This window comes from Paracandidimonas soli (genome assembly GCF_004342005.1).
In the GTDB taxonomy this organism is placed as follows: Bacteria; Pseudomonadota; Gammaproteobacteria; order Burkholderiales; family Burkholderiaceae_B; genus Paracandidimonas; species Paracandidimonas soli.
The window spans coordinates 484749-505289 of record NZ_SMBX01000001.1 but is presented as its reverse complement, the minus strand read 5'-3'; the positions used below and the strand labels follow the sequence as shown (position 1 = coordinate 505289).

At 61.6% G+C, this 20541-nt stretch carries 17 protein-coding genes and 2 riboswitches; of the genes, 6 read left to right on the top strand and 11 right to left on the bottom strand.

Annotation, left to right across the window (positions count from 1 at the left end; all coding sequences use genetic code 11):
- Window positions 1–139: 139 nt before the first annotated feature.
- A complete protein-coding gene (locus EV686_RS02330; RefSeq protein WP_132473037.1) occupies window positions 140–1510 on the top strand; it encodes an amidase in 1371 nt (456 codons plus the stop codon).
- A 102-nt stretch (window positions 1511–1612) separates the two neighbouring features.
- Here EV686_RS02330 and EV686_RS02325 read toward each other — a convergent pair whose 3' ends face one another.
- The 5 genes from EV686_RS02325 to EV686_RS02305 form a co-directional block, all read right to left on the bottom strand.
- Window positions 1613–2167 (bottom strand): ureidoglycolate lyase, encoded by a 555-nt coding sequence (locus EV686_RS02325; RefSeq protein ID WP_165972466.1) that lies wholly within the window; start codon window positions 2165–2167, stop codon window positions 1613–1615.
- A gap of 80 nt (window positions 2168–2247) precedes the next feature.
- Window positions 2248–3540, bottom strand: a complete 1293-nt coding sequence (locus EV686_RS02320) for a TRAP transporter large permease (RefSeq protein ID WP_132473033.1) — start codon at window positions 3538–3540, stop codon at window positions 2248–2250.
- Between the two features lie 2 nt (window positions 3541–3542).
- Complete coding sequence (locus EV686_RS02315) at window positions 3543–4124, bottom strand: TRAP transporter small permease subunit (RefSeq protein ID WP_377748279.1); 582 nt, start codon at window positions 4122–4124, stop codon at window positions 3543–3545.
- 206 nt (window positions 4125–4330) lie between these two features.
- On the bottom strand, window positions 4331–5365 hold the full coding sequence (locus tag EV686_RS02310) for a TRAP transporter substrate-binding protein (RefSeq protein WP_132473029.1): 1035 nt from the start codon (window positions 5363–5365) through the stop codon (window positions 4331–4333).
- A gap of 68 nt (window positions 5366–5433) precedes the next feature.
- Entirely contained in the window at window positions 5434–6108 is a 675-nt protein-coding gene (locus EV686_RS02305; protein WP_132473027.1) for an RraA family protein, read from the bottom strand.
- A gap of 142 nt (window positions 6109–6250) precedes the next feature.
- Between EV686_RS02305 and EV686_RS02300 the strand changes: the two genes are divergently transcribed.
- Window positions 6251–7144: a LysR family transcriptional regulator gene (locus EV686_RS02300; RefSeq protein ID WP_243650707.1), complete on the top strand. Its 894-nt coding sequence runs from the start codon at window positions 6251–6253 to the stop codon at window positions 7142–7144.
- Window positions 7145–7320: 176 nt separating this feature from the next.
- On the opposite strand, the gene ychF is transcribed toward EV686_RS02300, so the two are convergent.
- A complete protein-coding gene (gene ychF, locus EV686_RS02295) occupies window positions 7321–8412 on the bottom strand; it encodes a redox-regulated ATPase YchF (RefSeq protein WP_132473023.1) in 1092 nt (363 codons plus the stop codon).
- A 158-nt stretch (window positions 8413–8570) separates the two neighbouring features.
- Complete coding sequence (gene aceA / locus EV686_RS02290) at window positions 8571–9902, bottom strand: isocitrate lyase (protein ID WP_132473021.1); 1332 nt, start codon at window positions 9900–9902, stop codon at window positions 8571–8573.
- Between the two features lie 352 nt (window positions 9903–10254).
- On the opposite strand from aceA, the gene EV686_RS02285 reads away from it, so the two are divergent.
- From EV686_RS02285 to EV686_RS02270, 4 genes are all read left to right on the top strand, one after another.
- Complete coding sequence (locus EV686_RS02285) at window positions 10255–11253, top strand: Bug family tripartite tricarboxylate transporter substrate binding protein (protein WP_132473019.1); 999 nt, start codon at window positions 10255–10257, stop codon at window positions 11251–11253.
- 54 nt (window positions 11254–11307) lie between these two features.
- A complete protein-coding gene (locus tag EV686_RS02280) occupies window positions 11308–12819 on the top strand; it encodes an FAD-dependent oxidoreductase (protein ID WP_132473017.1) in 1512 nt (503 codons plus the stop codon).
- Window positions 12816–13973: a CMD domain-containing protein gene (locus tag EV686_RS02275; protein ID WP_132473015.1), complete on the top strand. Its 1158-nt coding sequence runs from the start codon at window positions 12816–12818 to the stop codon at window positions 13971–13973. Before EV686_RS02280 ends, EV686_RS02275 begins: the two co-directional genes overlap by 4 nt.
- 145 nt (window positions 13974–14118) lie before the next feature.
- Window positions 14119–14901 (top strand): SDR family NAD(P)-dependent oxidoreductase, encoded by a 783-nt coding sequence (locus tag EV686_RS02270; protein WP_132473013.1) that lies wholly within the window; start codon window positions 14119–14121, stop codon window positions 14899–14901.
- A 123-nt stretch (window positions 14902–15024) separates the two neighbouring features.
- On the opposite strand, the gene EV686_RS02265 is transcribed toward EV686_RS02270, so the two are convergent.
- From EV686_RS02265 to gcvT, 4 genes are all read right to left on the bottom strand, one after another.
- Window positions 15025–15426 (bottom strand): GFA family protein, encoded by a 402-nt coding sequence (locus EV686_RS02265; RefSeq protein WP_132473011.1) that lies wholly within the window; start codon window positions 15424–15426, stop codon window positions 15025–15027.
- Window positions 15427–15505: 79 nt separating this feature from the next.
- Complete coding sequence (gene gcvP / locus EV686_RS02260) at window positions 15506–18370, bottom strand: aminomethyl-transferring glycine dehydrogenase (RefSeq protein WP_132473009.1); 2865 nt, start codon at window positions 18368–18370, stop codon at window positions 15506–15508.
- Between the two features lie 115 nt (window positions 18371–18485).
- Entirely contained in the window at window positions 18486–18857 is a 372-nt protein-coding gene (gene gcvH / locus EV686_RS02255; RefSeq protein WP_132473007.1) for a glycine cleavage system protein GcvH, read from the bottom strand.
- Window positions 18858–19013: 156 nt separating this feature from the next.
- Entirely contained in the window at window positions 19014–20108 is a 1095-nt protein-coding gene (gene gcvT / locus EV686_RS02250; RefSeq protein WP_132473005.1) for a glycine cleavage system aminomethyltransferase GcvT, read from the bottom strand.
- A gap of 58 nt (window positions 20109–20166) precedes the next feature.
- Window positions 20167–20281, bottom strand: a riboswitch (glycine riboswitch).
- Between the two features lie 24 nt (window positions 20282–20305).
- Window positions 20306–20395: riboswitch (glycine riboswitch) on the bottom strand.
- Window positions 20396–20541 lie beyond the last annotated feature (146 nt).

Genomic DNA, 20541 nt, shown 5'->3' with positions numbered 1-20541 from the left:
TGATCAGAATTTTTTTCCTTCGAGATAGAGATTTCCTTGTACTCTGACTACTGCGCCTGCTGGTGTCGCCGCTGGCATGGCGCAACGCCAGCAAAGCGATCACAACGGATCGACATGACACAAGACAAGGAGTCTTCCGATGGTTTTTTTCCTGGATGCATTGGATACGTGCCGCCGGCCGGCGCAGGGCACCTCACCAACAACCGACGCTGATGCAATCCTGCAGAACATCCGCACTTGCAACACAATCGTCCGCGCACTGGTTCACGTTGCTGATGCACCCGTGCAGGATGCGGCCGCACAAGCCAGCGCCTCCGCCTTGCTGGCGGGCATACCCATCGTCGTCAAGGATCTCATCGATGTCTCCGACATGCCGACTTGTCTTGGCAGCCGCGCCATTTCCAATACAGCCATCGCGCATGCCGAAGTCGTAACCGCACTGCTCCGGGAAGGCGCCATGATCGCAGGCAAGAGCCACACCACGGAATTCGCCATGAGCGGCTGGGGCATCAGCCCTCTTGGACGCCCACTGAATCCCATCGATGCCCGGGATCTATTTTTTACCGGTGGTTCCAGCAATGGTTCCGGCGCAGCCGTTGCCTCCGGCCTGGCTCCCGCCGCCCTGGGCACCGACACAGGAGGCTCGGTGCGGATTCCCTCCTCATGGTGCGGCATCGCCGGCCTGAAGGGATCCCCCGGCTGGGTCAGCACTCAGGGCGTGGCCGCACTGAGCCAGCGCTTCGATGTCGTAGGTCCCATGGCCCGCACAGTGGCAGACGTCAGGACGCTATACCGCGCCATGCTGCCGACGTCACGCCGCGCTGCATTGGAAGCCGGCCTGGAAAACGCTGCAAAGGGACCGCTGCCTACCCTGATCTTCCTGGACGACGACAGCCTGGGGCAACTGGATACCGAGGTGCTGGCGGCCTATCGCGCCGCCCAGACGCATTGCACACGGCAAGGATTTCCCACAAAGCGCCAGGCCATTCCCTGCGATTTCGCCGAAATGGCCGGCATCTGGGCGGATATCTCGGCGCTGGAAGGCTACCTGAACAATAGAGTCTGGGCCGATGACCTTTCGGCTCCGCTCGAAGATGGCGCACGCCACAATCTGCTGCAAGGCAAGCGCATCGACCTGGACAACTACTTCGCCCTGCTCAATCGCGCCAGTCTGTGCCGCGAGAAGATGGAGCGCCTGCTTACGCCGGGCTATCTTCTGGTAGTGCCCACGACCAGCACTCCTGCGATGCAGCTGTCCGCTTTCGATCCCAAGCGCACGCTGGGCATCTATACCCGCTTCGTCAATCTCATCCAGGGCTGTGCCATCGCTGTGCCAAACGGCCTCAGCCAGGATGGGCGGCCGACTTCAATGCAGTTTGTCGGCGCCTACGGTCAGGATGCCGTCATTCTGCATGCAGCCTCGCAATGGCAAGCCCAGACTGACTGGCACGAGCGCATACGCCAACAACACCTGCAGCAAATGCAGGTCCTGGAGACGCAAGCCAATTAGCAAGCGGGATAAGAAAAATGGCCGGCGCCAGAATAGCTTCTGGCGCCGGCCATTTTTCATTTTCAAACACTCTCGGGCAAATACCCTATCCCCTGGCATTGGCTAAGCCTTCGCCGCCTCTCCCACGATAATCTCAGTCTGGTGCGTCTGGGCGAAATCGATGAAAGCGGTGTGTGTCGGCTTGGGACCGCCGGCCAAGTGGCCCTCTATCTCGCGCTGCGTTTCCTCGTCGGTCAGGAATGCCAGATCGATATAGTCGGCATCCACAGGAAAACGCGCAAGCGAATGCCATACATTGCGCCACAACAGCACGCCATGATTGCCGTCGATATGGAACGCCCGCACGTCCTGGGGCGTGATACCGCCGTCTCCATTGCCACCCAACCCGACCACCATGATGAATGACGTACCGCCCAGCGGGAAAAAGCACTGCGTCACCTTCAGATGCTTTTCCATTACCGAGAACGAACGGCCCTTGTCATGATAACGATTGAACATGACCAGAGGCGCAGTGCCGGACTCGAACGGCAGACGCCAGGACTCGACCGCCCCGGAAGCCAGGTTTGCCGCGGTGTCCTGCGGACGCCGGATGATCTGTCCATACGGAGCGAACTCCGCGTCTTCCGCGCGCTCAATCCTTAGTGCCAGTGTTTTCATACTGCCCCTCTTCCTTGCCCATTGTTGGAACACGTCATGCATGCTTGGGCCGGTCACGCAAGCGCCGTGCCTGAACCGTCTTATGAAACCGATGACATCTGCAACGGCAGCCACAATGCCAGCTGCGGAAATGCCAGCAGAATACCCAGCATCAACAGCAGAATCAGGCAAAACGGCAATGCGCCATAGATCACATCAATGAACTTTCCCTCGCCGCGAATACTGTGCACCACGAACAGGTTCATGCCGAAGGGCGGCGTCAGTTGCCCCATCTCGCACAGCAGGATCAGCATTACGCCGAACCAGATCGGATCAAACCCCAGCGCAACGACGATGGGTACTGTCAGCGGAGCCGTGGTCACCAACATGGCCAGCGTATCCATGAAGCAGCCCAGCAGGATATAGAACAGGATAATGGCCAGCATTGTCCCCAGCGCCGACAGCTCCATGCTGGTGACAAACTCCACCAGCATGGTGGTCAGGCCAATGGACGACAGCACAAAATTCAGGAAGAACGCCGACAGCGTGATCAGGATGATCATCCCGGTCGTGCGCATGGTCGATTCGAAAGCGCGGCGCAGCGTGGCAATGGTCAGCGCCTTCTTGTACCAGGCCAGCAGCAGTGCGGCGATCACACCAAGCGCCGCCGATTCGCTGGCGGTGGCAATGCCGCCATAGATGACGCCGATTACCAGGACGAAGATAGCCAATGGCGGCACCAGGTGCGGCAAGCTTTCGATTCGTTCACGCCATGTCACGACAGGACGCTCCCCCGCCAGGCCAGGCCGCACCATGCAAGCTCCGATGATCGCCAGCATGAACAGACTCATCAGCACGACTGCAGGCAACGTCGCCGCCAAGTACAGTTTTGGTACGGAGACATTGGCGATCAGCGCGAAAACGATCATATTGATCGACGGCGGGATCAGGATGCCCAGCGTACCGCCTGCGGCGATGGAGCCAAGAAACAGCGGCGCGTTGTAGCCCGCCTTTCGTTGCTCCGGCAATGCGAGAGTGGAGATCGTGGCGGCCGTTGCCACGCTGGAGCCGCTGGTTGCGGAGAACAGTGCGGAAGCACCGATGTTGGCGTTCATCAAACCTCCTGGCAACCAGGAGACCCATTTGGACACGGCGCCGTACATGCGCCCTGCTACGCCAGAACTGACCAGCAGCTCTCCCATCAGCACATACAGGGGAATGGCTACCAGCAGAAACTCGGCACTGGTCCCCCAGGCCAGTTCGCCAATGGCGTTGGCCAGGGGCAGCGGCGAGAACAGTTCGGACAGAGCCAGCCCCAGGATTCCCACGCTGGCGGCGGCCGCAACGCTCAGAGCCAGCAAGCTCAGCAAGAGAATGACGGTCGTGGACAACATAATTATTTCTCCTGCATGGTCTGATGCCCTGGCGAAACTGCCGCCATGCTTTCCGGATGCACTTCTTCGTGGATTTCTTCCTCGACAGAATGGATGCCGATCAAGCCACCCACTTCACGTGGCCTGCGCCTGGCCAGCAGCCACAAAGAGCAAGCCAGCAGCACCACGATCGTCACAAGGAAAAACAGGTACCCTGCAAACCATAAGGATTGGGGAATCCACTGCGGTACCTGCAGCGGCGTATTCGAAATGGCATTGAACGCAATGGAATCCATCAGAACTTGCCATGCATGGTAGGTCAGCACGCCAATAAAGACTCCCATGCAGGTCATGGCGAACAAATCCAGCACGATGCGTATGCGGCGCGGCATGTGTGTGTAGACCACGTCCACGCGGATATGCGAACGGCGCAGCAACGTGATGGGAAATGCCCAGGCGCTGACGATTGCCAGTACATAGCCCGAGATCTCATCTGCGCCCCCCAGGGACCAGCCAAAAAATTTTCGCAGTATCAGATCCACCACGATCAGGGTGGACGACACCAGCAGGCAGATGCCGCCTATCCAGATGCCGAATCCAGCCACTTTGCCCAGTATGCGTACTGGTGCCAATGCCTGTCGCTCCACAACGCTTCCCCTTTGTGCTTCTGCCTTCCTGTTGAGGAAGACAGACCCGTCTGCCGGAGACTCTCCGTCGCAATATGATGGAAGAGCCAGCGGCTTTAAATAAGAAAAAGAGCGGCCTCGCTTAACTTCTCCGTGATCGGCGAGGCCCGCGCTTTGGCGCATGGTCAGTCGATGGTGACACCGACGGCGGCGCCTGCTGTTTCATTCCACTCTCGTACGCAATCCGTCCCGCAGCGCTTGCCCCACTGCTGAGCGATATTCAGTGCAATGCTGCGCAAGACTGCCTGATCCTGTGCGGTAGGAGCAGCTGCCTTCATGTTGGCTTTTTCATGAATCTGGCAATCTCCTTCCCCTGTATTGCAGGCCAACGCAAAATCGTTTTCCCGCTTCGTTTCATCCCACAGGCGGTTTTCCAGGACCTGGGACTGCTGTTCCAGCAAGGCCTGCACCGAGGGATCAAGACGCTGCCAGCGTTTCAGGCCGATGCCGTAGAACCCGACCGACCAATCGATGGGCAGGTTGTACAGATTGTTGGCCACTTCGAACCACTTGGCGGCATTGCCCGAACCGATGCCGGTCACAGCACAATCGATCACGCCCGTCTGCAACGCCGTCACGACTTCGGCAAACGGGAGCGTGACAGGATTGCCCCCCAGGGCGCTGACATAATCCGCCATATTGCGACCACGAGTTCGGATCTTGCGCCCCTTCAGATCAGCCAATTGCGCCACGGGCTCACGGCAGAAGAACACCTGGGCCGTATAGGCCACCGTGGCCAATAGTTTGATGCCATGTCGCTCGCTCATGCGCCGGTCCAGCACGGGACGATAGGCCTGCGCGACCTTGCGAGCAGTATCAATGTCAGTCGCCATGCCGGGCAAGTCGATCCCTTCGAACATTGCATCATCGCTGCTGACATAAGCGAAAACGCCCATGCCGATGTCGACGGCTCCTGCACGCATCAGCCGCACCACTTCTGGCCCTTTCAGCCCGCTTTCCGCCAATCCAGCCAGATCTGCAGTCACCTGCCCGCCGGATGCTTCCGGCAGCATGGTTTCCCAGAATGGCTTTTCCACGGCACCAAACGTATAGTTGTGGCTGCCGCCCCCTACGACTTTGAAGTGAGTCTTGGGCAGGTCCGCCGCCATCGCGCCGGCGTGAGCAGCCGCCAGCAATATCGCTCCTACGATTTTTTTCATGAATACCCCCCTTCCTGCCAACCGGCAGAATGTTGAACACAAACAACAAGGAAACCGGCTTTTCTTCCTTACGCGACACCCGCTGCGCGATTGCTCTCGATGAGCGCGCGCGACCCTACGATGTCAGGAAATTTCTCGCCGGCGCGCAAGCGGGCCAATGTCAGCTTTTCCCGCTCCTGGAAGTCGATGGCCTGTTCCGCCACCGTCGTGATCTGCTCGCGTGGCAGCACCAGCACGCCGTTCTCATCGGCCAGGATGGCATCGCCAGGACACACCGATACGCCGCCACAGCTGACCATGCCGCAGAACTCGCCATCGAGCCCAAGCACACGGGTCGTCACTGCCGAAGGGCCACGCGACCACACCGGTATGCCATACTGGCGCAGCTCTCCCAGGTCCGTCACCAGACCGTCCACGATCAGCGCCGCTACTCCTGCCTGCAGCGCCGCATACGCCATGGCTCCGCCGAATGCCGCCGTCACGGCCTCACCGCAACGATCGACCACCAGGATATCGCCAGGCCGGACGCAGCCCATAGCGTGGTGCAGGATGCCGCCGTCCGTGCCTGGCATGCGTACGGTAATCGCCGTACCCGCCACTCGGATGTCCTGGCTGTGGGACCGGATCCCCGAATCCATGAAGCCCATTGTGCGGAAATGCCCAACTGTGGCGGGCTCGGCTCGTACCAGCAAAGCCAGGTCATGCGGTGGAATGGGCTCAGGTAATGCGTGAATCAGATACATGCCGAATGTGTCACTATAATGAAAGCAAAGAGATAGCGGAGCCAAGTCCAGGGCAGAATATCACGCACAAATTTCCCTGAATAATCAATAATCTCCGCCAACTTGAGAGAATTTTCTTATCATGCGGATAACCCTAAGTCAGTTGGAAGCTTTTTACTGGGCCGCTCATCTGGGCAGTATTCATGCGGCCGCGCGGCATCTGCACCTGACGCAGCCGGCCGTTTCTTCCCGTATCAGAGAACTGGAAAACACACTGGAAGCGGAACTGTTCGAACGCTCTCGCCAACGCGTTACGCTGACGGAAACCGGACTGGCGGCACTACGTCATGCAGAGCAGGCGCTGCACAGCAGCCGCCAACTGGAACACTTCCGCAAAAGCCGTGACCTAATTGGCAAACTGCGCCTCGGCGCCGACGAATGTTCGGCCACTGTGGGGCTAACCGCGGTCATTACGCAAATCAAGGAGCACTTTCCCTCGCTCGATCTGGAAATCACGGTGGATGTAGGATCCGTGCTGAACCGCAAGCTCAATGCCAAAGAGCTGGACATCGCGTTTCTGACCAATCCCTCGACAGCGCCCGAGATTACGGACAGCTTCATCGGCTGGATGCCGTTTGCCTGGGTGGCTTCGCCCTCCCTGCCCATTCATGCAGATCCGTTCCGTCCGCAGGACGCTCGCGGCATGAATATCGCCACGCACTCGGCGCCATCGACCCTGCATGCAGTCGTAGAAAGCTGGCTGAGCACAGGAGGGACGGAAATTCAATCGCTCAGCACCAGCAATTCCCTGGCCCTGATTGCCAGATTGACTGCGGCAGGCCACGCCATTTCCATCCTGCCGTTGCCACTGTTGCGAGAAATGCTGGCAACAGGCATCGTGCGCACACTGCCATGCGATCCGCCCATTGAGCCAGCTGGTTTCTATATTTCCTACATGACGGCAACGCACAATTCGCGCATCGATTCCATTGTGGATATTGCGCGTGATACGTTGCTGCGACTAAGTTTTCTGACTGCGGATCAGTCGATGGATTGAAATGGGGTAATTCCGCGAAATTACCCCATTTATTCTGTTTGGTTACCCTGTTTTGACCTTGTTACCGCACTACTTCAGCAACTGGAAATTCGCCTGGTATCGATATAACGCATCACTATCTTTCAAGGTCGGAAGACAGAGACTGTCCGATATCACCGAGATCCGAAGAAGTTAGGTCAGACGTTAAACAAGAAATTCAGCACATCCCCGTCCTGCACCACGTACTCCTTCCCTTCCGCCCGCATCTTCCCGGCTTCCTTGGCGCCCTGCTCGCCTTTGCAAGCAATGAAATCCTCATACGCAATCGTCTGCGCGCGAATGAAGCCGCGCTCGAAGTCCGTATGGATCACTCCCGCAGCCTTGGGCGCGGTATCACCGACACGGATCGTCCAGGCGCGCACTTCCTTCACGCCGGCGGTGAAGTATGTCTGCAGACCCAGCAAACGGAAGCCCGCGCGGATGACGCGATCCAGACCGGGCTCGTCCATGCCCATGTCGGCCAGGAACACGGACTTGTCCTCGTCGTCCAGCTCGGCGATTTCCGCTTCGACGGCGGCACATACCGCCACTACGGGCGCGTTTTCCGCAGCGGCGTAATCCTGCACGGCCTTCAGGTGCGGGTTGTTCTCAAAGCCGTCTTCCTTGACGTTGGCCACGTACATGCAGGGCTTGGCCGTGATGAAGCAGAAGGGCTTGATCAGCGCCAGGTCGTCCTCGTCCAGCTTCAGTGAGCGGATAGGCTTGGCTTCGTTGAGCGCCGGCATGATTTTTTCCAGCAGGGCGACCATCTTGATCGCTTCCTTGTCGCCGGCACGCGCGGTTTTCTGGTGGCGGTTCAGCGCCTTTTCGGCGGAGCCGAGATCGGCCAGCGCCAGTTCGGTATTGATGACTTCGATGTCGGAAATAGGATCGATGCGGCCAGCCACGTGGATCACGTTCTCGTCTTCGAAGCAGCGCACCACGTGAACGATTGCGTCGGTTTCGCGAATATTGGCCAGGAACTGGTTGCCCAGGCCTTCGCCCTTGGACGCGCCCGCCACCAGGCCGGCAATGTCCACGAACTCCACGACGGCTGGCAGAACGCGCTCCGGCTTGACGATCTTCGCAAGTTCAGCAAGGCGGGGATCAGGCACTTCCACTACGCCGACGTTGGGCTCGATCGTGCAGAAGGGGTAGTTTTCAGCGGCGATGCCGGCCTTGGTCAAGGCGTTGAAGAGAGTGGATTTTCCGACGTTGGGCAAGCCAACGATACCGCATTGCAAAGCCATGAGAGTCCTGGTCCAAAAGATTGCATAACCGGGCATTTTACCCTGCCGGCAAGGCAAGCGCGTTCGCGCCGCTCTTTCCCGCAAATCCGGCCTGACACGCAAATGCAAAGCGCGGGCCAGGTCCGCGCTTTGCCTCGACACCGAAGGAATACAGTGGCTTAATGGAACTGCGCTTCCTCGGTGGAGCCCGCCAGAGCCTTCACGCTGGAGGTACCTCCCTGGATCACTGTGGTGACGTCATCGAAATACCCCGCCCCCACTTCCTGCTGATGCGAGACGAAGGTATAACCCAGCTCGCGCGCGGCGAATTCGGGTTCCTGGATCATTTCCACATAGTGCCGCATGCCTTCGCCGCGCGCATAGGCATGGGCGAACTTGAATGTGTTGTACCAGTTGCTGTGGATGCCGGCCAGGGTGATGAACTGGTACTTGTAGCCCAGGTCCGACAACTCGTCCTGGAACCTGGCGATCACGGCATCGTCCAGGTTCTTCTTCCAGTTGAAGGAAGGCGAGCAGTTGTACGCCAGCAGCTTACCCGGATGCTCCGCATGCACGGCCTGCGCAAACTCGCGCGCAAAGCCCAGGTCCGGCGTGCCGGTCTCGCACCAGACCAGATCCGCGTACGGCGCATAGGCCACGCCTCGGCTGATGGCCTGCTCCAGTCCGTTCCGGACGCGATAAAAGCCTTCCTGGGTGCGCTCACCCGTCAGGAAGGGGATATCGTTGGCATCGTGATCACTGGTGACCAGATTGGCCGCCTCGGCATCGGTGCGCGCCAGCACGAGCGTGGACACGCCCATTACGTCCGCGGCAAGACGGGCCGAAATCAGTTTTTCGCATGCTTCCTGCGTGGGCACCAGCACCTTGCCTCCCATATGGCCGCACTTCTTCACCGCTGCCAGTTGGTCCTCGAAGTGCACTCCGGCCGCGCCGGCCGCGATCATGTTCTTCATCAGTTCGAAGGCATTGAGCACGCCGCCAAAGCCAGCCTCCGCATCGGCCACGATAGGCAGGAAATAGTCGATGAACCCTTCATCCCCCGGATTAATGCCGCGCGCCCACTGGATTTCATCGGCTCGCTTGAATGTATTGTTGATGCGCCGGACCATGGCGGGAACCGAGTCATACGCATACAGGGACTGGTCCGGATACATGGTTTCCGAAGTGTTGCCATCCGCGGCCACCTGCCAGCCGGACAGGTACACGGCTTCCAGGCCGGCCTTGGCCTGCTGCATAGCCTGCCCGGCCGTGATCGCTCCGAAGGCATTCACGTAGCCCTTTTTGGCGCCGCCATTGATCTTTTCCCAAAGCTTTTCCGAGCCTCGGTGCGCCAGCGTGTATTCGGGCTGCAGGCTGCCGCGCAGACGCACGACATCTTCCGCGGAATAGCCTCGCTTTATGCCTTTCCAGCGTGGGTTGTGGGCCCAGTCATTTTCCAGGGCCTGAATCTGCTGATCGCGACTGAGTTGTTGGTTGAGGGATTGGGGCATGTCTAGTCTCCTGTTGAAAGCTATCTACGTTGCAGCGCAAAAATATTTGCGCCTGGAGACAAGTCTAAGGCTTGATATATTCCTGATCAATAGTTTTCCCTCAATAGAAAATAAATATTTTTCTTAATTAAATCATATAGTTATATAATATATTTCTTATTAAGAAACACGCCACCATCAGGCGGGAAAATTTTATTGCTTTGCAGCAAAATTTCCTCCGGAATTGCGACTCCAGGCCTGGCCCGATCCTGTACGGCGGCCTCCCCTCCCTCGGATATATTCATTCAAAATAGTAATAACGGCATATGTATCATCCCCGTGTCGAAAATCAATTCACTCACACGGAACACTCATGTCATTTCCCGTCTCGCTGTCGCGGCTACTGCAGACCCTGATCACCGGCCTCGCGCTTGCCACGGCCCCCTTTGCCGGAGCCGCCACGTGGCCGGACCGTCCCATCAATCTGATCATGGGGTTTCCCGCGGGATCCGGCGTCGACGTCGTGGCCCGGCTGATCCAGGAACCCCTGAGCGCAAAGCTGGGCCAGACGGTCGTCATACAGTACAAGCCCGGCGCGGCCGGCAACATTGCCAGCGAGTATGTGGCACGCGCGCCGGCAGACGGCTACACGCTCTTGTTCGGCACTGCGGCCACCCACGGCAGCAACGCCTCGCTGTACAAGGACCTGCCCTTCGACGTCGAAGAGGACTTCGTCGCCGTCGCCCCCGTGCTCGACGTATCGAACGCGCTGACCGTCAACCCTGACGTCATTGATGCCAAGAACCTGGAAGAATTCGTGAGCATCGTGCGCGCCAACCCGGGCAAGTACGCCTTTGCCTCGACCGGCAACGGCGCAGGAACCCACATGGCGTTCGCCGAGTTCAACTCGCGCCTGGGCCTGCAGCTGCTGCATGTGCCATACAAAGGCGGCCCCGAAGCCATCACGTCCGTATTGCGCGGGGAAACCTGCTGCATCATGAACCAGGTGCAAACCGTGCTCTCTCATTATCAGGCGGGCAAGGTCAGGCTGCTGGGCGTGACCACCGCGTCTCCCGTAGCCGCCGTGCCTGATGTGCCGACCATCGCGTCCAGCGGCGTACCCGGCACCGAGAACTTCAACAGCACCATCTGGTTCGGAATCTTCGCACCGAAGGGCACGGATGCCGCCATTGTCGAAACGATCAACAAGGCGGTGCAGGAGACCCTGCAGGATCCGGCGATCCGCGCCCGCTTCGAGAGCCAGGGCAACCAGGTGCGCCTGGAGTCTCCCCTTCAGTTCCGCCGCACGGTACACGACAATCGGCAAAAATGGGATACTGTCATCCGCGAAGCGGACATCCGGCTGGAATAAAAGCCGGAGCAATATACATGGCAGCGCCGCGCTGCCTTTTGCAAGATACACCACATGCCTCACCCCTCTGCTGATCCCATCGGCCTGCCTGAACTGGAATCCCGTCTCGACCACGACCTGGCCTGCCTGAACTGGCCCGCCAAGCCGTGGGTCCCCCGCCGCCATCATGACGGGCAGGCTATTGAAGACGTCGTCATCATCGGCGCGGGACAGGCCGGCCTGGCGCTGGCATTCGGACTGGCCCAGCAAGGCATCCATGCCTTGCTGCTGGACCGGTCCGCCCCGGGCTTCGAGGGTCCCTGGGCCACCACGGCGCGCATGGAAACCCTGCGTTCGCCCAAGGAACTGACGGGCCCTGCCATGGGTATCGCCAACCTGACTTTCCGCGCATGGTACGAAGCCCAGCACGGCCCGGACGGCTGGGCGCTCCTGGACAAGATTTCACGCCTGGAATGGATAGATTACCTGCGCTGGTACCGCAAGGTAACGCGACCGCGCATCCGCAATCACGCTTGCGTAACGGACATAATCCCGCATGCGGATCGCGTTGAACTGACCGTCGCCCCCGCCACCGGCGCGCCAGCCGGGGCAGAAGGACATGATGAACGCGTCGTGGCTCGCCGCGTCATTCTGGCCACGGGGCGCGACGGCCTGGGCGGCCCCGCGATTCCCTCCTTCATGCAAGGCGTCGACCGCCGCTGGTGGGCGCATTCATCCGATGAGTTCGACTACACGCAACTGAAGGGCAAGCACGTGGGCGTCATCGGCGCAGGGGCTTCGGCCATGGACAGCGCAGCCACCGCGATCGAACTGGGCGCGGCCAGCGTCGATCTGCTGATCCGCCGCCAGGACATTCCACGCATCAACAAAGCCAAGGGCGCGGGAGTCCTGGGCCTTACGCATGCCCACGTCGACTTGCCCGACGACTGGAAGTGGCGCATCCGCCACTACATCAACACACTGCAGGTGCCGCCGCCGCAAGGCAGTACGCTGCGCGTTTCCCGCCACGCCAATGCGTACTTCCATACCGGCTGCGCGGTCATCAGCGTACAGCCTACCGGGCAGAAGCAGGCTCCTCTGCAGGTGCGCACCAGCCTGGGCGATTTTCCGCTGGACTTCCTGGTGGTCGCCACCGGTTTCCTGCCGGACTGGTCGCAGCGCCCAGAGTTCGCCACATTTGCTCCGCATGTGCGCTTATGGGCGGAGCGGTTCCAGCCCGGAGAGCAAGAGACGGACACCGAACTGGAAAACTCTCCCGACCTGGACGACGCCTTTGGCTTCCAGGAGCGCACCCCCGGCTGCTGCCCCGGCCTGTCGCGCATCCATGCTTTCTGCTACCCCGCTTCGCTGTCATTCGGCACGATATCCGGCGACATCCCGGCCATCAGCGATGGCGCCCGCCTGTTGAGCACGCGGCTGGCCAGCCTGCTCTACCGCGAGGATCTCGACGATCACTGGGCTGCGCTGCAACAGTATGCCGAACCCGAGCTGGATGGATCTGAATGGACGCCCGCCGATTCCGCGCAACGCCTGCGCACACTGCAATCCCGGATATCAAGCTCATGACCGACACCGCCTCCCAAGATCTGCTGAGCCGCCTGGCCGGCATCACCCCCGCCAGCGCGGCCGGACAAAGCCTCGCGCAGCGGCACAAGATCGTCGACAGCATACAGAACTGCCATGAGCTGTTCTTCTCTCAGGATATCGGCGACGGCCTGGATGCTCCGGAGCGTATCGGCGCTGCGCTGCTGGTCTGTCGCCAGGCCGGGATCACGGCGCTGGCGCAGTACTATGCCGACCAGTTGCTGTCCCTGCCGGACGCCGGTCCATGGCAACAATTGGCACGGCAGGAATCACTGCCTGCCGATGTCCCGCCGCGCGCGGCTGCCATAGAAAGCTTCGTGCTCAGCGTCGCCGCCGATCCGGCCAGCGCCGATCCACTGGCGCTGCAGGTACTGCAACAGGCGGGGCTGTCCACTCCCGCAATCGTGCTGCTGGCCCAGTTGGTGGGATTCGTCAGCTTTCAGGTACGGCTGCTGGCCGGCTGGCAGGCCTGGCGCACACTGGATGCCTCCGCGGCACCGCAACCTGCGCAGGACAATACGTCATTCGTCCACCCCGCCAATCTGCCTCCTCCCGGCCAGGCGCTTCGCATCAATGGATTCACCAGCGAGACTCTGGACTGGAAAGCCTGGCTGCCTGTGCTGGATCCGGAGCAGGCCACCGCACAGCAGGAAGCCGTGCTGCAAGCCAGCCATCCAAAGGCGCGCACGTCGGACTTCTATCTGCTGCTCGCGCTGCAGCCCGATATCCTGCATGAGAGATCCACTGTCTTCAACACCATCATGTATGCGCCGGGAGGCTTGCCGCGCGCGGAGCGCGAACTTGCCACCGCTGTCGTTTCCCGCATCAATCGGTGCGTCTATTGCCTGTCGGTGCATGCGCAACGCTTCGAGCAACTGGCAAAGCGAAATGACGTGATAGCGCAATTGTTTCAGGATCCGGACACAGCAGGCACCAATCAGCGTGAGCGCGCTATCGTACATCTGGCCTCGGCCATCACGTCCGCCCCCTCCGGCATCACACTGGACACGCTGTCTTCCATGTCGGCCGCAGGCTTCAGCTCGCTCGAAATCCTGGACGCCATCAATGCCAGCGCCCTGTTCGCCTGGGCCAACCGGCTGATGCTGAATCTTGGCGAGGCTGTGACTCCCGCATAAATCCGGTTGAAGCAGTCAACCGGATCTCGGCAACCGGCGCCGCCATCGCGCGGCCCGGCATGGTACGCTCCAATCACTGCGCCGCACTCTTGCCTGAACCTGCCATACACGCTCAAGATGCAGCCCAATCTCAAGGAGACAAGCCATGCAAAACAACGGCGAGCAAAAAGAACAATCTCCCGGCAACGACCTCCCCGGCATCCTGATCACCGGCGGCAGCCGCGGCATAGGAGCCGCCTTTGTACGGCTGGCCGCCGCGCAGGGGCATCCCATCTGCTTCACCTACATCGCGCATGAAGAGAAGGCGCAAGCCCTGGTCGACGAGCTGACTTCCCTGGGCGCGCGCATCGCCTGCATTCAGGCGGACACCGGCGATGCGGCATCCATCAGCGGGCTGTTCCGCAAGGCCGAGCAGCAGATCGGCCCTATCGGCGTACTGATCAACAACGCCGGCATCACCGGGCCGCTGGGGCCTTTCCCGGGAGTGACGGAAGACGTCATGCGCAGCGTGCTCAATGTCAATGTGCTCGGCCCCATGCTGCTCAGCCAGCAGGCTGCCAATGCATGGAAATCGGAAGACCGCGAGGGCTGCATCCTGAACGTATCATCGACCGCGGCCAGGCTGGGCTCTCCCGGGGAGTACGTGCATTATGCCGCCGCGAAAGGCGCACTGGAGAGCTTCACCGTCGGGCTCGCGAAAGAACTGGCGGCCGACGGTATCCGGGTCAACGCCGTCGCGCCCGCGACAACCTTGACAGACATCCATGCCACGATGGGCGAGCCCGACCGCCCCGCCCGCGTCGCCAAGAACATCCCCATGCGGCGCCCAGGCCAGCCCGATGAAATCGCCGAAGCCATGCTGTGGCTGATCTCGGACAAGGCTTCGTATGTGACAGGCGCGATCCTGCCTGTGGCAGGCGGGCTCTAGCAGGCCACTCCCGCCTGAAGTCGGGAGCTTTCTCACCACCATATGGGGGCGCCTACGGCGCCGTATGAACACTGCCTCGCTTGATCTCGTCGTGAACGACAAGGCTTGCGCTTGGGCGCGTGATCAAACGGTTTCCCGCCTCTCCACGCCTTCCAGATTCTGCGCCCAGCCCAGTGCCGAGCGGCACCAGATCTGTTTCTTGGGGACGAAGGCCGCGCGCTCATCGACGCTGCCCAGCCGCAGATTGTAGACCGTCGGATTATCCGCATCATGGACGTAGAGCGACGAGCCGCAGTTCGGGCAAAAGACCTGGGCGCGCCTTGCGCCGCTGTCCGCGAGCTTCACGAATACGGACGGCTGGCCAGCCAGCAGGCGGAACGTGCCTTCGATCGTGCGCACGGACGCACGGTAGGCCGTGCCGGACAGTTTCTGGCAGTCGGTGCAGTGACAGATCGACGTCTGCTCCGGATCCACCGTGGCTTCATACTTGATCTGACCGCAATAACAGCTTCCATGGACTTGCATGAGAATCTCCAGGGGTAAGGTATTGCCACGCCGCCGAAAGGCGCTCCGGCCTCTGGGCCGGAGCGCCTTTCGGAGACGATCAGTCCTGAGTATACGCCTCGATCGGCGGGCAAGCGCAGGTCAGGTTGCGGTCGCCCCAGGCGTTGTCCACACGCGCCACTGGCGGCCAGTATTTGTTGGCGCGCAGCGTGGCTACGGGATAGGCCGCCTGCTCGCGGCTGTAGCCGTGCTCCCACTGGTCGGCCAGCAGGACATGCGCCGGATGCGGCGCGTTCTTCAGCACGTTGTCCTCGGCATCGGCCTGGCCGTTCTCCACCTGCTCGATTTCCTTGCGGATGGCGATCATGGCGTCGATGAAGCGGTCCAGTTCCGCCAGGCCTTCGGATTCCGTCGGCTCGACCATCAGCGTGCCGGCGACCGGGAAGCTCATGGTGGGCGCATGGAAACCATAGTCCATCAAACGCTTGGCGATGTCCTCGGCGGAAATGCCGCTGCTGTCCTTGATGGGGCGGATGTCCAGAATGCACTCGTGCGCCACGCGGCCGTTTTCTCCGGCATACAGCACGGGATAGTAGGGACGCAGACGCTCGGCGATGTAGTTCGCGTTCAGGATTGCGACTTCGGTCGCGCGGCGCAGGCCCTCCGCCCCCATCAGCGTGATGTAGACGTAGGAAATCGGCAGGATGCTGGCCGAGCCGAAAGGCGCGGCCGACACCGGGCCGACAGCCGCGTCCGCGGGCAGCTTGCCCGACGGTTCCAGCTCGCCCGGCATGTACGGCGCCAGGTGCGAACGCACGCCAATCGGACCGACGCCGGGGCCGCCGCCGCCGTGCGGGATGCAGAATGTCTTGTGCAGGTTCAGGTGGGACACGTCCGAGCCGAACAGGCCAGGCTGGGCAAGGCCGACCATGGCGTTCATGTTGGCGCCGTCCAGGTAAACCTGGCCGCCGGCCTGGTGAACCAGATCGCAGATTTCCACGACCGTGGGTTCGAACACGCCGTGCGTGGACGGATAAGTGATCATCAGCGCGGCCAGCTTGTCGCCGACTTGCGCGATCTTGGCCTTCAGGTCTTCGACATCGATGCTGCCATCATCATCCGAAGCCACCACGACCACGTCCATGCCGACCAGATTGGCCGAGGCAGGATTGGTGCCGTGCGCCGAAGCGGGAATCAGGCAGATGTTGCGCTGGGCCTGGCCGTTGGCGCGATGATAGGCGCGAATCGCCAGCAGGCCTGCATACTCGCCCTGCGCGCCAGAGTTGGGCTGCAGACTGACGGAATCGTAGCCGGTGATTTCCGCCAATGCGGAGGACAGGCGGGCTATCAGTTCCTGGTAGCCTTGCGCCTGGTCGCGAGGCGCGTACGGATGCAGGTTGGCGAACTCGGGCCATGTCACGGGGATCATCTCGGCCGTGGCATTGAGCTTCATAGTGCAGGAGCCCAGCGGGATCATGGTGCGGTCCAGCGCCAGATCCTTGTCCGCCAGCGTGCGCAGGTAGCGCAGCATGTCGGTTTCCGAGCGAATGCGCGAGAACACGGGATGCGACAGAATGGCGGACTGCCGGGCCAGCGCCTGCGGCACGCCGGACTGCGCGGCCTCGGGCAGCGCGGGCGCGGGCTTGCCCAGCGCCTGGGCGAATGCGCCCAGCAGCGCCAGCAGGTCTTCCTGCGTCACGGTCTCGTCCAGCGAGACCGCCACCCGGCCGTCGCCGACCAGACGCACATTGATGCCGGCATCCAGAGCGGCCCTTACTACTGCCTGGGTCGCATTGCCGGTATCCACCAGCAGCGTGTCGAAATGCGTTTCGTTGACGACCTTCAGCCCCAGGCCGGCCAGCGCCTGGCGCAATTGCGCAGCTTGCTGCGCGACGCGCTGCGCGATGCGGCGGATGCCTTGCGGACCGTGCCACACGGCGTACATGCCTGCCATGACGGCCAGCAATACCTGCGCCGTGCAAATGTTGGACGTGGCTTTTTCGCGGCGGATGTGCTGCTCGCGCGTCTGCAGCGCCAGGCGCAGCGCCGGCGCGCCCTGCGCGTCCTTGGACACGCCGACCAGGCGGCCGGGCATGTTGCGCTTGAAAGCGTCGCGGCAGGCCATGAAGCCCGCATGCGGGCCGCCGTAGCCCATCGGCACGCCGAAGCGTTGCGCCGAGCCCACGGCGATGTCCGCGCCCCACTCGCCCGGAGGCGTCAGCAATGCCAGCGCCAGCAGGTCGGTCGCCACGGCGACGACGGCGCCTTTCCCGTGCGCCTGCGCCACCAGGTCGCGGTAGTCGGCGACGCCGCCAAGGCTGTGGGGGTATTGCAGCAGCAGGCCGAAGCACTCCGGCAGCCCCTGCGCCTCGTCGCCGACGACGACTTCGATATCCAGGCCGTCCGCGCGGGTGCGGATCACTTCGATGCTTTGCGGATGGACATGCTCGGACACGAAGAACACATTGCTCTTGGACCGCGAGCCGCGGCGCGCCAGCGTCATGGCTTCGGCGGCGGCGGTGCCCTCGTCCAGCAGCGAGGAATTGGCGATGTCCATGCCGGTCAGGTCGGACACCATGGTCTGGTAGTTCAGCAGCGCTTCGAGGCGGCCCTGCGAGATCTCGGGCTGGTAGGGCGTATAAGCCGTGTACCAGGCGGGATTCTCCAGGATGTTGCGCAGGATCACGTTGGGCGTGTGCGTGCCATAGTAGCCCTGGCCGATGAAGCTGCGCAGCACGCGATTGCGGCCCGCGATGGTTTTCAGTTCGGCCAGCACATCGGCCTCGCTGCGCGGCGCTCCCAGCGCCAGCAGCTCATGGCGGGCGATGCCCTGCGGCACTACCTGCCTGATCAGCGTCTGCATATCGGAAAGGCCGATGGCCTTCAGCATGTGCGCCTGGTCTTCCTCGGAAGGGCCTACGTGGCGCGAAATGAAATCCCTGGACGAATCGAGTGCTTGCTGCATGTGCGCAACCTGGTAAAGATAAACGGTCAATTCCGGGGAGCCTGCATTGCAGGCGCCCCGCCTGTGGTGTTTCCGGTGATGCTGACGGGGGCGCGGCCGCGCTCCCGGCCGGGCCTCAATCGAGCGCCGCGTAGCCGTCGGCGTCCAGCAGGCCGTCGACGTCCGCCGGGTTCGACGGGCGGATCTTGAAGATCCAGGTATCGAACGCCGCCTGGTTGATCAGGTCGGGTTGAGCGTCCAGCGCCTCGTTGAATTCGACGATTTCGCCGTCGACGGGCGCATAAATGTCGGAAGCCGCCTTTACGGACTCGACCACTGCGGCCGTATCGCCCGCCTTCAGGCTGGCGCCGGGAGTGACGTCGCCGACGAATACCAGGTCGCCCAGTTGGTCCTGCGCGTTGTCGGTAATGCCGACCAGGAAGACGTCGCCATCGGCCTTGACCCATTCGTGGGAGGATGTGTACTTGCGATCGGTGGGTAAGCTCATGATGATCCTGTAGAAATGTTTGCGTTGCTTATATATGGATGGATTGCGTGGATTCGGAAACCTGGAAACGGAATGACCGGTACCCGGAAAGATACCGCATCACTCCTTGCCATGGCATGACAGGGTTTTCCCCCGTAAAGAAGACTGAAGACTGGATCAACCGACAGCCTTGCCATTGCGCACGAAGGGCGGCTTGACGACGGTGCCCGGCAGCCACTTGCCGCGGATTTCGACTTCGATGGCGTCGCCCGGTTGCGCTCCGGCCGGCACACGCGCCAGGCCGATGGAAAAACCGAGCGTGGGAGCCATGGTGCCGCTGGTGATTTCGCCCTCGCCCTGCGCGGTGCGCGTCTTCATGTGCGCGCGCACGATCCCGCGCTCGTTCAGCTTCAGGCCGACCAGCACTTTGTCCGTCTTGAATTGCTCAATGGCGTCCCGGCCGATGAAGCGGCGCTCGGCATCCTTCAGCCATACCGTCCAGCTCAGGCCGGACTCGGCAGGCTGCGTCAGTTCGTCCATGTCCTGACCATAGAGGTTCATGCCGGCTTCCAGGCGCAGCGTATCGCGCGCGCCCAGGCCTGCCGGGCGTACGCCCTGGGCGGCCAGGTCGGCCCACAGCGCTGCCGCCTGATCGGCGGGCAGCACGATTTCGAAGCCGTCTTCCCCGGTGTAGCCTGTGCGCGCCACCAGCGTGTTGTCCGCCACGAACGCGCCGTTGAAGGGCGCCAGCGACGCGGATGCCGCTTCCCAGGCGGGGCGTGCGGCCCAGACGCGGGCGCGGGCATTGGGCCCCTGCACGGCGATCATGGCCAGGTCGCGGCGGGGCGTCAGCGTTACATCGAAGCCGCGCGCGCTCGCCACGCGCCGCATCCAGGCCAGATCCTTGTCGGCGGTGCCGGCATTGACCACGGCGCGCCAGCTGTCATTGGCAAAAAAATACACGATCAGATCGTCGATGACGCCGCCCTGGGGATTGAGCATGCAGGAATACAGCGCCTTGCCCGGCACGTCGATCCTGGCAACGTCGTTGGCCAGCAGGTAGCGCAGGTAAGCCGTGGCATCCGGCCCGGTGATATCGATATTGAGCATGTGCGACACATCGAACATGCCGGCATCCTGGCGCACGGCGTGGTGCTCTTCCAATTGGGAGCCATAGGCCAGCGGCATGTCCCAGCCGCCGAAATCGACCATGCGCGCGCCGGCTTCGACGTGGATGGAATGCAAGGGAGTGTGTTTGGACTCGGACGACATGTAGGGCTCCAGGATACGATGAACAGGCTAACGCCGGTCATGACCGGCCGTTGGGTTGCATCGCCCTTCTGTCCTTTTGCCTGAGAGTTGGCCCGCCATGACGGCAAGCATGCACCTTCGGCGCCCGCCACGCTGCCCGAAAGGCGCGCGCGAGTCTCTCCAGATTGCCGCCCTGCCTGTTGCATGTGCAACAGAGCATTGCAAGAGTGGTACGTGATACCTGAGCGATTCTGGGCAAATTGCGCCTTCGGCGGCCGGCAAAGCCGACTCTCTCCCACCCCATGCAGTAACAGCAGTGCGCAAGCATACCTCAAAAACCGGTTTTCTTCCTATGGGCAATCACCAGAATACTGTCCTGGGCCGCCTCGGCGGGGGTAGATTGCAGACACATCGCAACAGGGCAAACACGGTATGATGTGAAGCATTATTCGCC